This window comes from bacterium, assembly GCA_030655055.1.
Taxonomy (GTDB): Bacteria; Edwardsbacteria; AC1; order AC1; family EtOH8; genus UBA5202.
Map to the genome: position 1 here is coordinate 1 of JAURWH010000023.1, position 12,115 is coordinate 12,115.

Here is a 12,115-nt window from a genome sequence, read left to right on the forward strand (position 1 = left end):
GCCGAAGCCAAAAAACAGGGAAGAAACCTGGCGGTGCTGTTCATCGACCTGGATCACATGAAGGAAGTGGACGATACTTACGGGCATCTGCTGGGGGGGCAGACCTTGAAGGAGGTGGCCGACCGGATAGGAGCCCTGGTCAAATCTCCCGACCTGGCTTCGCGCTACGGCGGTGACGAGTATGTGATCATCCTTCCGTTCAAGGGGGCGGCCGAGGCCAAGAGCCTGGCCGAGGCCGTCAGAAAAAAGATCGAGGCCGAGCCATTTTTAACCGCCCACAAGCTTTCCTGCAAGATAACGGCCAGCATCGGGATAGCGGTCTACCCCGAACACGGCCAGACCATGGACGAGCTGCTGTCCAAAGCCGACAAGGCCATGTACCGGGTAAAGGAATCCGGCAAGAACCGGATTCAGATGGCGGAGTAAAATATGAAATATTGCCCCAAATGCCGGTCCGAATACCGGGAGGGTTTCCAGACCTGTTACGACTGCGGCAGTCCTCTGGCCGGGAAGCTGCCGGATGTTCCGGATGAGACAGTCCCGGAGGCTGAGCTGGTGTCGGTCTTCGACCCGCCGGATCCGATGATCGGACAGGCCCTGGAAGCTTTGCTGAACGACAACGGCATCAGATGCGTATTGAAGTCGGAGCAGATCCCGGCTTACGCCGACGTGGCCATGATGCTCCGGCCGCGCTGGGGACGGCTTTTAGTGCTGGAGGGGGACCTGGCCCGGGCCGAAAACCTGATAAAGGAATATCTCTCTGCTCCGGCCCAGGAGGAACAGGAGGGGGAAAAATAAAAAAACCGCAAGTGAAACACTTACGGTTTGTTTTCGGATACATTGTGCCCGCCTGGGGCGGACTATTGTCAAACATGAAGCAATAATTGTGCCCGCCGAAGGCGGGCTACTGTATAACTTGGAGCCTATATGGTGCCGGAGGGGGGATTTGAACCCCCATGGCCTTGCGACCACAAAGTTCTGAGCCTTGCGCGTATACCAAATTTCACCACTCCGGCATAGAACTGTAATTATAAACCATAATACCAGTTACTGTCAAGGAAAAATGCAAAAAGATCCCAGCATCCAAAACCGCAGCGCCAGGCACGACTACGAGATCCTGGAATCCCTGGAGGCCGGGCTGGCCCTGACCGGGACCGAGGTCAAGTCCATCCGGCAGGGATTGGCCAATCTCAAGGAGAGCTATGCCCAGGCCAAGGGTGGCGAGGTCTTTGTATACGGCATGCATATCTCACCCTATGATCACGGCAACCGTTTTAACCAGGAATCTGTCCGGCCCCGCAAACTGCTGCTGCACAAGGCCGAGATCAAAAGACTGTGTTCCAAGAGCCAGGAGAAGGGGTTGACCCTGATCCCGCTTTCAATGTATTTTAAGAACGGGAGGGTCAAGATCCAGCTGGCGCTGGGCAAAGGGAAGAAGTTCTATGACCGCCGGGAGGACATCAAGAAAAGGGATGTGGAACGGGAGATCAGGGCGGTAAGCAAAAGAGCGCATCGGGAATGATGCGCTCTTTTACGTTAAGGAGGATCAGGCTAACCCGGCCCATTTGCTAATGATTTCCATCAGTGTCCCCATTGCCCTGCAGCCAAAGACGGAAAGGAAGGGACAGCCGGCTCATTATCCGGATCAGCAGGGTGGATAACCGGCACGGGTAGTGCTTGGCAAAATACCTGATCATACTTTGGTGGGAGCTGATGATCATGGCTCTCTTTACCCGGCGGGTGCTGGCGCCGTGATGATGGTAAACTTTGGCCTGGGGTAAAAAATAAAGCTGTCCCCCGGCCCGGCTGATCCGCAGGCACCAGTCCACCTCGTTGAAGAACATGGGAAAATTCTCTTCATCCAGCAGGCCCACCTTCTCCAATATCTCCCGTTTCACAATTAAACAAGCTCCCATGGGCTGGTCTACCTGGGCTGGGGTCTGATGGTCAAAATATCCCATCCGCCACCTGCCGAAGATTTTATTTTTAGGGAACAATTTGGACAGGCCGGTGAATTCATAAAACATTATCCGGCCATCTGGGAACTGGCGGCAGGAACGCTGGACCGAACCGTCAATATTCAAAAGCTGGGGTCCCAGGGCCCAAACTTTGGGATGCGTAGCCAGGTAGCCGGCCATGGCCCCCAGAGCGCCGGGAGTAAGCACGGTATCGGGGTTCAAAAGCAATATATAATCTCCAGCCGCCAGCTTCAATCCCTGATTTACTGCCCGGGCAAAACCGAGGTTGCTTTGGTTTTCAATGATCTTGATCCTGGCTCCATACTCCCGCAGGGCATTCAGGGTGGAGTCCCGGGAGTCATTGTCAACAGCAATGATGTCCACGTCTTGTCCTTGGGAAAACAGGGAATCAAGACAGGGGCGGATGTAGTCCTGGCTGTTCCAGGTCACTATGACTATTGATATTCGGGGCATGTGTATGTCTGAATGTTAAACATTCCATTATAAGAGGAAAAAATATCTTTATGGCAGGGTCTTAAAATCAAGCTCTTTCAGGGAAAAAGAAAAGACGGCATCAGCTATCCGGGGTTTGGGGGCCGGGTCAAAATAATACTCGACCTTCCGGCCGGGGAAAGTATACTCCCAGGCGTGGTTAAAGGTGTAATAACTGAAAAATGGAATTCCGTAAATCAATCCGGGCATGTCCTTCAGGTAAACCAGGGATCCCGGAGAAAGTTCTTCCGTTCTCTGTTCCAGCCGGGCCAGGGCCTGCGTGGTTAAGTGCCCCACCTGATGCCAGCGATAGATGCGGTTTCCGAAAGAAACGCCGTAAACCATAAGAGTCAATGCCAACAGGCTGAGCCCCAGTTTTCTTTTTTTGCCGATCAATCCTGCGATCCAGACCGCCAGCCCGGCTGCCGCACCGGCCGAAGGCAGATAAAGAAAACGTTCACCGGTATTGTAAAAAGGAAGGTACACCGCTAAAGCCAGGGCTGAAAACAAAAGCGGCCAGACGATCTGCTGTCCGGATGCTTTTATTGTCCGGTAAAAAATGAAAAATAGGACCAGCAGCGAGACCAAACTTGTTGCCCAAAAGGCCACCGGATGCATCTGCGGGGAACTGTAAATCTCCCGGAACCAGACATAGGGCCTAAAGGCAAAGAACTCCATCAGGCTTTTGACCGGCAGCAGCATTTTTATGAAATATTGAGCCAGTCTGCTAAAAACTCTTATCAGGTTAATATCCAACTGTCCGGGAGCCGGAGGAAGATAAGAATCCGGAAGGCCTCTTACCCACAATGCTCTGAAGAGTCCATAAGCAAGGGGCGGAACTGTGACGGCCAATCCCAATCGCCGCCAGTTTCCCAAGATACGGGGCAGGGAAAACATCAGTAGAAGCGGAATGAAGCAAAAGGCGCTTTCACGGGACAAAAGGGCCAGTAAGAAAAATACGGTGGATATTAACGCACCCCTCCAGCCAGGACGGGAAAAGAAAAAGTATATGCCGGCCAAAACAAAAAAGGCCGAAAAAAGCTCGTTCACCGAGCACAGCCAAAGAAGGGCTTCGGCGTGACAGGGCATCAGGGCAAAGATGACCGACGAAATCAGGGAAACCCTGCCCGAAAAGGAAAACAAGCGGGCCAGCCGGTAGATCAATATCACCGTCAGGGCATAGAGCAATAAGGCGGTCAACCGGTAAAGCCACAGGGCAGGGCCGAACAGCCGCCAGGCCGTCTTAAAAAAAAGCATCGGCAGCGGGCGGAAATATCCGAAGGGGGCAGGCTGGGAAAGATATTGTCCGATGCTTTGGTATTGCCCCTGTTTGGCCTGCTGCAGCCAGGAGAAATCATCGCTGACCGGGCCGATGCCTAAAGACGGGATCATGACCAGCAGGGCGATACCGGCCAAAAGCATTTCCGGGGCAAACTTAAATGACTTTATATTTTCCCAAAGCCGTTCTCTCATGACAGCCCGTCCAGTAACGCGCCAAACCTTTGGGTGATGAGCCGCCGGTCGAAGAATTTCAGTTTTTCCGGGGCAACCGGGGATGCTGCTTTCTGGTTTTTCCAGGCCGACATCTGCTGCCGGATGATCCCGGCCAAGCCGGAGGCATCATCAGACGAGGTCACGGAGCCGGCTCCGGCATCCAGGATCAGCTTGGCCGCTGCACCGCTCGGAGGAATGGAGGCGGCGATGGGCCTTTGGGCGCCAAGATATTCAAACAATTTGCCGGGAGTGACGTTGGCGGTCTCCTCCGGGCCCATCACCAGCCACAACAGGTCGGCCTCCGTCAGGATCTGGACGCTTTGCCGGTGGTTAAGGTATCCGGTGAATCGGACCGTGGAATTCAGATCAAACTCTTTTACCAGGGCCAGATCGCTCTCCCGATGGCTGCCGGCAAACACGATCCTCAGCTTGTCCAGTCCGGGAACATTCTGCTTCCGCAGCATCTTGACCGCCGCAAACAGGGTCCTGGGGCTGCGGTTGTTGATGAAAGTGCCGGTGTAGGCAATGGTAAAATGATCCGGATCCGGTCTTGAGGCTCCGTCAAAATCTTCGGGGTCGTAACCGTGGGAGACCAAATGGAATTTGGTGCCGTCAATCCTGGGGTGAAGGCCGCAGAGATCATCAAGTATCCGGCTGTTGACGGCGGTGACAAGGTCGGCGTTCCTTAAAACCAGTTCTTCCATTTTATGGTCCGATTTCCGCAGGATGCCGGCCGGATATTTGGTCCAGGTGTAACTGGTCCAGGCATCACGAAAATCAGCCACCAGCGGCCGTCCCAGAAGTTTCTTCAGCAATACCCCGGCCAGGTGGGAGGAATAGGGGGGAGCGGTGGAGTAGACGGCATCTATGGGGAATTGTCTGGCTGCTTTCAAACCGGCCTGCAGGGCAAAGGGGATCCAGCCGGACTTATTGTCCGGCATCAGCCAGCGGTTGACCCGGGAAGCAAGGGAGTTCTTGTGGAGGGCGGACCCGGTGTTCTTTTGGGGAGATAAAAAGAGCGGGTCCAGGGAACAGGTACGGAACACCTTGGCTTGGGCCACTTCGGCGCAAAGGGCCGGGTCATATACGTAGCTGCCGCGGGGGCGGGGCGCTATGATGATGGGATTCCAGCCGAACTGGGGAAGGTATTTGACGAACTTGACCGTCCGCTGGACCCCGCTTAATCCCAGGGGCGGGTAGTAGTAGCTTAATATCAGAAGGTTTTTCATGATTCAGCGGATGACGGCCAGTTTGCAGACAGTTTGTTTGAACCCCGGGGCGCTGACATGGCAAAGATAGAGCCCGGAGACAAGGTTTGACGGTATATCTTCGGGGTTAATAACTAAAATATGTTCCGGCGCCGTGGGCCCATGGAATGTTCCCAGCAGACGGCCGTCCAAAGTGAATATTCTGACCACCGATTGTGAGGGCAGGTTGCTGAAGTAAAAGTAAGGATCCTGGCCCGGGCGGTAAGGGTTTGGCGCCACATTCACTGAAAGCGCCTGGCGGGGCAGCACCAGGTTGTATTTTAAAAGGTTCAGGCCTTTTTCGGTTGCAATGTAAATACCGTCGGTTTGGTCGTCGATCGGAGCGATGGAAATTTCGTTGATGTTGTCGCTTAAAAGCCTGGAGCCGTTGTTCCCCAAGTCTCGTTGGGTATAAGCCAGCATTTGACCATCCCAGGTAATAAGATTAAGGCCTTTGTCGGTGCCGATCCATTTGTTGTTGGCCCGGTCGACTTTTATGGAAATGATCGCTCCTGAAAGCAAAGGATGGGAAAAGGGTGATATTTTGTCCCCATCATAAAAGAACAGACCGTTTATAGTGCCGATCCAAAGACGGCCATTGTTATCGCAGGACACTGTGATTACGGGATTACCAGTAGACAATGCAGAGTTAGATTCATTAAAATTTTGCCACAGCCCATCGGTTTTTCTATTATAAAGTCCTGCCGCATTGGTGCCCACCCATAAGGTCCCGTCTCCATCAATGGCCAGGGCATTGGGCCGCATCGTTTCTATGGGGCCCCAGTAAACATGAAACATGGTGTCGGCATAACTGTAAAATGTTACGGGATCCCGGTAATCATGTCCCCATTGGGCCAGATAAAACCCGTTTTCCGTTAAAAGTATGTTTTTAATTACATTGGTTGGCAGTTCTGCCATGTATTGCCTCCACGGGCCTGCCGAACTACGGATGAAAAGCCCCTGCCCCCAATCTCCGGCCAGCAGATTTCCATATTTATCAATTGCCAAACGCTCCAAAAGGGAAAAGGGCATGCCGGTGCTGGCTTGGTTGTATGTTTGCCACCACCCGTTATGCAGGTATTGAATTTCTTTTTGGGACCGGCGGATGACATATGGGTTCCCATCCTGGCTGCAGGTTACTCTAAAGCAGTTATTTTCGCTTAAACAATTAAAACGAAATGGCTGCCAAACTGTATCCTGCAAAACAGCCAACCCCAGCTCCGTTCCGCACCAGATGCGGCCCAGGTCGTCAATGGCTAAGGAATAAGCATTGGCACTTAAAAGGCCCGCAGAAAGGGTGGTCCATACGCCCTGGCAACTCAATTTGATGCCTTGGCTGGTAGCGAAGAACAGGGAATCACCCTTTTTAGCCATATCTCGGACTACCAGTCCGTTTAAGTCGGCAATTGTCCTCCAGGTAGTTCCCTCCAAGCTGTCTGCCCCAGACATGGTTCCGATAAAGCTGCTTGAATCGGACAAGAGTATGCATTGGACATTGCGCGAGCTTAAACCGAAAGCCGAATCACGTTGCCAGGAGGGAAAAGCATGGCTGATAAAATAGGAAGCGGCAGCCCGGGCCAGGCCCACATCGGTGGCAACCCAAAGAGTATCGTTCCTTTGGGCAATGGAATTAATGGTCTGCAAATTGGGGAATATCAGATTATTGGAAATTCCCGGCCAGGATTCATAGTCATTGGAAAAGGACAAGCCCTGTTTGGTTCCGGCAAAGATGTAATCCTGGTAACTGCAGAGGGCTGTGACCGTGTCCGAAATCAGGCCGTCTAGGGCATTGAAGACCCGCCAGGATGACCCGGTGGAATCCAGCCTGGCTATTCCGCCGCCATAGGTGCCGAACCATTTGTCTCCGTGTCGGTCCACGGTCACAGAGGTAAGCTCAACATTGGGAAGGCCGTTGGTGTTGTCGTATTTTTCCACCAACAATGTATCCTGCCAGGAAAACAAGACGGCCCCGCCGGGGGTGGCGCCCCAAAGCAGGGGAGAAACTGGGTCGGCCGTCAGTTTTACCACCTGGTTATAATTGGTATAGCTGGTCCAGCTTTGGGAAGACGCCGCTGACCCTAAAAACAGAAACGCCAGGGTCAAGCCCGGCCAAAAATGTTTGATGGATGATCTTTTATTCATATCTTTAGATAATAACCCAACCGGCCCGCCAAAGTCAACAATTTTTACTGGAATGTTTTGCCAGGGAAAGCCATTCATCTTTTGGGACTTAAATATCTTGAAATAATATGGCTGTTATGTTAACATAAAGTTCTATGGAACTACTCGACCGTCAATATGATACAGTTGTCATCGGGGCCGGTCCGGCCGGCTCCCTGGCCGCCGAAACTTTAGCCCAGTCCGGTCATTCGGTGCTGCTTTTGGAGAAACACCGGGAGCCCGGGGTTCCCCTGTGCTGCGCCGAGGCCGTCAGCCTGAAGAGCCTGGAGCTGTTCTGCCGGCCGGATCCCAAATGGATAGCTGCGCCCATCAACGGGGCAGTGCTTTATTCGCCGGACGGCACCGAAGTGGCGGTGCCCTGGCCGGGTGTGGGGTACGTTCTGGAACGCAAATTGTTCGACCGCTGGCTGGCCCAACGGGCGGCCGAGGCCGGAGCTTTTGTGCTGGTAAATGCCGAGGCGGTGGGGCTGATCGCTGATGAAAAGGGCGTCTTTACCGGGGTCAAGGTCGTATACCGGGACCAGATCCATAATATTTCCTGCCGGTCCGTCATCGGGGCCGACGGAGTGGAATCTTTGACCGGAGCCTGGGCCGGACTGAACACGGCCATGAAACCGGGAGAACTGCATTCCTGCGCACAGTATCTGATGTCCGGCATCGGCGGCCCCGCGGACATGGTACGGTTCTGGGTGGGAAAGGAGACCGCACCCGGCGGCTATTTATGGGTATTCCCAAAGGGGGAAGGCCGGGCCAATGTGGGTCTGGGGATAGTGGGTAACCTGGCCGGGGGGAAAAAGCCCGGGGAATATCTGGATCAATTTCTAAAAAAACATTTTCCCCAAGCCCGGATCATAGAGACCATGTGCGGAGGCACGCCGGCGCTGGAGGAAGACCATCCCATGGTATCCAGGAACGTGCTGCTGGCCGGCGATGCCGCCCGGCTGACCGATCCCCTGTCCGGGGCCGGGATCGCCATTGCCATGGCCTCGGGGCAGATGGCCGCCCGCCAAATATCGGAATACCTGAAGACCGGAAACGAAAAAGCGCTCGGGGATTATCCCGCCCTCTGGTGGTCGGGCCTGTGGAAGGACATCAAATACCACGCCAAGGTCCGCCGGGCCTTCTTGAAACTGGAAGATGACGACATGAACCGGATCGCCCGGCTGCTGTCCAAACTGCTGAAGGACAAGGATCCGTCAAAAATAAATCCCATCGACGTGGCCAAACAGGTGGTAGTGTCGGATCCCGGCCTGCTGCTGTTGGGAAGGCACCTGCTGTGAAAAAAATATCAGCTTTGACAGTATTCCTTTTTGCCCTTCTGCTGTGGCCCGCCTCATCCTTGAGGGCGGCGGTGGGGGATGAATTTGACCTCCGGATAGACCGGGGGCTGGAGATCCTTTACCAGGGACAGTATCAGGAAGCCATAGACACTTTCGATGCTTTCATAAACCAGCATCCCAAAAACCCAGCCGGATATTTTTTCAAGGCCGGGGCCTACCAGCTCAGATCCATGGCCTACGAGACCGATGTCTGGGATGATCTTCAGAGAACATTGCTGGACAGCTCGCTGGACCTTTCCGGCCAGGCCATCGCGCATGACGGCCACGACCCCTGGGCCTTTTTCATCCGGGGAGGGACTTACGCCTACCGGGCCGCCATCAAGGTCCGGACCAAGGATTATTTTTCGGCCTTAAGCAACGGGCTTTCGGCTGTATCCGACCTGAACAAAGCCGCCGCTTTGGATCCCCGGCTTTATGACGCCTACATGGGCATAGGTTCCTTTCACTATTTCCGCACCAAGGCCGCCAGCGTATTAAAATGGCTGCCCTTCATCGGCGACAACCGGGAACAGGGCATTGCCGAGATCAAGCTGGCCATAGAAAAGGGGCGCTATTCAAAGGTAATGGCCCAGAACGGCCTGGCCTGGATATACGTGGATTATGAAAAATACCCGCTGGCCCTGGAGCAGGCCCGGCAGCTGGAAAGCAGTTACCCCCAGAACCACGTGTTTTTCTGGATAGCCCCGGAAGTTCACTGGAGGACCAAGCAATGGGACAAAGGTTCCGCAGGATATGCCCGGCTGTTGAAATTGCTGGACCAAAGCCAGCCGATGAATAATTTCAACCGGGTGGTGGTAGGCAGCCGCCTGGCCAAGTGCTACTATCAGCAGAAAAAATACCGGGAGGCTTTGGAGGCCTCCCAAAAGGCCCTGGGGCTGGCGTTGGACGAACGGTCGGCCCAGCGGCTGAAATATGAAAGAGGCCGGGCTTACGAGGTGTTCAAACAGTCCGAGAAGAAATTGAAGAGCAGCCAGTGAAAGATATCACCGTAGCCATAATTGCCAGGGATGAGGAATCCACCATCGCCCGGGCGGTGCTCGGCGCCAAAACCCATGCCGGCGAACTGCTGGTGGTTGACGGCGGTTCCGTTGACCGGACGGCAGAGATAGCGCGGAAAGAAGGAGCGGATGTGCTGGCCGATGACGGCCGGGGCAAAGGGTCCGGGGTGCGGCTGGCCATACAAAAAGCCCGGGGCGGGATCCTGGTGCTGATGGACGCCGACGGCTCGCATCAGTCCTCGGACATCCCGGAACTGGTCCGGCCGATCATGGAAGGCCGGGCCGACCTGGTGATAGCTTCCAGATTGCGGGGCGGTTCGGACGAGTTCCACGGCACACTGGACAACATAGTCCGCCAGACCGGCGGAGCATTGATAAGCCTGATGCTGAACTGGCGCTGGAAGGCCGACATCACCGACTGCGAGAACGGTTTCAGGGCCATCGACACCCGGATGGCCAGGGAGCTGGGTTTGAAAGCCGACGATTTTCTGATCGAGCAGGAGATGGTGATCAAGGCCCTCAAACGGGGGCTGAGGATAACCGAGATAGCCAGCCACGAATATTCACGGCAGGGCGGGGTCTCCAAGCTGAAGACCAGCCAGGGCTGGAGATTCCTGTGGCACATCTTCCGGGAGATGCTGACTTGAAGGTTTTGCTGGTAAATCCCCCGGCCTATCTGGGGGTGTCCCAGGTGCGGGAGGGAAGGTGCATGCAGCGGGCCGGGGCCTGGACCTCGGTCTGGCCGCCGCTTTCCCTGGCCCTGACCGCGGCGGTGCTGCGCCGGGCCGGGCATCAGGTTAAACTGCACGACTGCATAGTGGAAAATATCTCCCGTCCCCGGCTGCTGCAACTGGCCAAAGAATACGCCCCCGACTGGTGCCTGTTCAACAGCGCCACTCCTTCCATCGCCGGAGACATGGAGACGGTCGACGAAATGGCCCAAGCCCTGCCGAACTGCCGGACCGCAGTTTTTGGGATACACCCCACCGCCCTGCCGGAGGAGACCTTCGGCCTTTCCAAAGGACTGGATGTTATAATAATGGGAGAGCCGGAGCAGACCGCCATGGAGCTGGTCTCAGCGGAAAAGTATGACGGGATCTCCGGCATCAGCTACCGCCGACAGGGAAAGGTTTTTCACAATCAGCTCCGGGCCGCCATGGAAGATCTTGACAGCCTGCCCTACCCGGCCTGGGATCTGATAGACAAAAATCTTTACAAACTCCCGCTTTCGGACCAGCCTTTCCTGCTTTTGGCCACCAACCGGGGCTGTCCCTTCAACTGCCGGTTCTGCGCCGACCATGTCTACTACGGGAAAAGGCTGAGGAAGTTCTCCCCCAAAAGGATCGTGGATGAGATCGAACACGACATCAAGACCATCGGAGTTAAACAGTTCCTTTTCTGGGCCGAATCCTTCACCTTGGACAGGGATCATGCCCTGTCAGTGGCGGACGAGATAATCTCCCGAAAACTCAATATCGGCTGGGTCTGCAACAGCCGGGTGGACCAGGTGGATCCTGAGATGCTGGAAAGATTCCAACAGGCTGGCTGCTGGATGATCGGCTTCGGGGTGGAGTCCGGCAGCCAGAGGATGCTGGACCTGATGGCCAAGGGGACCAAGGTAGATCAGACCCGGAAAGCAGTGGCCATGGCCCAAAAGGCCGGCCTGCAGGTCACGGCCCACGTGATGTTCGGATACCCCGGGGAGACCAGGGAGGATCTGAGAACCACCCTTGATCTGGCAAAGGAACTGGATTTTGATTTTGCCCAGTTCTATTCCGCGGTGCCTTTTCCCGGTTCTGATCTTTATACCCAGGCTAATAATGAAGGCTGGATAACCAACCGGGACTGGAGGTTCTTTGAACAGAATTTTTCCGTAATCAAAACGCCGGAGCTGGACCCCGCCGAGGTGGAATCCTTCAGGAGCAGGGCTTTCCGGGAATTTTACCTGAGACCCGGACAGATACTGAAGACCATGAGGTCCCTTAAAACCCCGGCCGCCTGGAAGCAGGCCTTCAGGGCGTTGTGGGGGTTCCGGGACTGGGCGGGGCAATAAATGATCAATGCGACAAATAATAATTAAGCCGACGGTTGCTAAAAAGACATTATAAAATAATTCTGATCCTGGCCCTGACGGTCATCGCCTATTGGCCTGTATTCTCGGCCGATTTCATGTACGATGACCGATTTTTTGTACAGGAGAACGCCAAGATCCGGGAGTGGCGGTTTGTCCCGGAGTACTTTGCCAACTCCAGCCGCTCCATGGCCAGCATCTTCTGGGACGGGATCTGGCGGCCGCTGCGGACCGTCTCATACCTGATGGACTATAAGGTCTGGGGCCCAGGCGCCTTCGGCTTCCATCTGACCAGCCTGCTGTGGCACCTGTTCAACATCCTGCTGGCCTACAT

At 54.9% G+C, this 12,115-nt stretch carries 12 protein-coding genes and 1 tRNA gene; 8 read left to right on the forward strand and 5 right to left on the reverse strand.

Annotated elements, in window-relative coordinates; translation table 11 throughout:
• Together Q7U71_01025 and Q7U71_01030 are read left to right on the forward strand one after the other, a co-directional pair.
• Nucleotides 1-426, forward strand: a 426-nt coding sequence (locus Q7U71_01025; protein MDO9390340.1) for a GGDEF domain-containing protein, incomplete at its 5' end; no start/stop codon positions are given.
• Between the two features lie 3 nt (nucleotides 427-429).
• The gene (locus Q7U71_01030; GenBank protein ID MDO9390341.1) at nucleotides 430-798 is read left to right on the forward strand and encodes a DUF2007 domain-containing protein; all 369 of its coding nucleotides are present in this window, start codon (nucleotides 430-432) and stop codon (nucleotides 796-798) included.
• Between the two features lie 130 nt (nucleotides 799-928).
• Here Q7U71_01030 and Q7U71_01035 read toward each other — a convergent pair.
• Nucleotides 929-1,016 (reverse strand) — tRNA-Leu (locus tag Q7U71_01035).
• A gap of 47 nt (nucleotides 1,017-1,063) precedes the next feature.
• Between Q7U71_01035 and smpB the strand changes: the two genes are divergently transcribed.
• Nucleotides 1,064-1,522: an SsrA-binding protein SmpB gene (gene smpB / locus Q7U71_01040; GenBank protein ID MDO9390342.1), complete on the forward strand. Its 459-nt coding sequence runs from the start codon at nucleotides 1,064-1,066 to the stop codon at nucleotides 1,520-1,522.
• A 46-nt stretch (nucleotides 1,523-1,568) separates the two neighbouring features.
• On the opposite strand, the gene Q7U71_01045 is transcribed toward smpB, so the two are convergent.
• The 4 genes from Q7U71_01045 to Q7U71_01060 are packed head-to-tail and all read right to left on the reverse strand — an operon-like array spanning nucleotide 1,569 to nucleotide 7,333.
• A complete protein-coding gene (locus Q7U71_01045; GenBank protein ID MDO9390343.1) occupies nucleotides 1,569-2,432 on the reverse strand; it encodes a glycosyltransferase family 2 protein in 864 nt (287 codons plus the stop codon).
• Nucleotides 2,433-2,480: 48 nt separating this feature from the next.
• Nucleotides 2,481-3,923 (reverse strand): glycosyltransferase family 39 protein, encoded by a 1,443-nt coding sequence (locus Q7U71_01050; GenBank protein ID MDO9390344.1) that lies wholly within the window; start codon nucleotides 3,921-3,923, stop codon nucleotides 2,481-2,483.
• The gene (locus Q7U71_01055; GenBank protein MDO9390345.1) at nucleotides 3,920-5,173 is read right to left on the reverse strand and encodes a glycosyltransferase family 4 protein; all 1,254 of its coding nucleotides are present in this window, start codon (nucleotides 5,171-5,173) and stop codon (nucleotides 3,920-3,922) included. The genes Q7U71_01050 and Q7U71_01055 overlap by 4 nt, the downstream gene beginning before the upstream one ends.
• Nucleotides 5,174-5,176: 3 nt before the next feature.
• Entirely contained in the window at nucleotides 5,177-7,333 is a 2,157-nt protein-coding gene (locus Q7U71_01060; GenBank protein ID MDO9390346.1) for a two-component regulator propeller domain-containing protein, read from the reverse strand.
• Nucleotides 7,334-7,467: 134 nt separating this feature from the next.
• Between Q7U71_01060 and Q7U71_01065 the strand changes: the two genes are divergently transcribed.
• From Q7U71_01065 to Q7U71_01085, 5 genes are all read left to right on the forward strand, one after another.
• Nucleotides 7,468-8,652 (forward strand): NAD(P)/FAD-dependent oxidoreductase, encoded by a 1,185-nt coding sequence (locus tag Q7U71_01065; protein MDO9390347.1) that lies wholly within the window; start codon nucleotides 7,468-7,470, stop codon nucleotides 8,650-8,652.
• A complete protein-coding gene (locus Q7U71_01070) occupies nucleotides 8,649-9,689 on the forward strand; it encodes a tetratricopeptide repeat protein (protein MDO9390348.1) in 1,041 nt (346 codons plus the stop codon). Before Q7U71_01065 ends, Q7U71_01070 begins: the two co-directional genes overlap by 4 nt.
• The gene (locus tag Q7U71_01075; protein MDO9390349.1) at nucleotides 9,686-10,357 is read left to right on the forward strand and encodes a glycosyltransferase family 2 protein; all 672 of its coding nucleotides are present in this window, start codon (nucleotides 9,686-9,688) and stop codon (nucleotides 10,355-10,357) included. Before Q7U71_01070 ends, Q7U71_01075 begins: the two co-directional genes overlap by 4 nt.
• Nucleotides 10,354-11,763: a radical SAM protein gene (locus Q7U71_01080; GenBank protein ID MDO9390350.1), complete on the forward strand. Its 1,410-nt coding sequence runs from the start codon at nucleotides 10,354-10,356 to the stop codon at nucleotides 11,761-11,763. The genes Q7U71_01075 and Q7U71_01080 overlap by 4 nt, the downstream gene beginning before the upstream one ends.
• 35 nt (nucleotides 11,764-11,798) lie before the next feature.
• A partial coding sequence (locus Q7U71_01085; protein ID MDO9390351.1) for a hypothetical protein occupies nucleotides 11,799-12,115 on the forward strand: 317 nt, incomplete at its 3' end.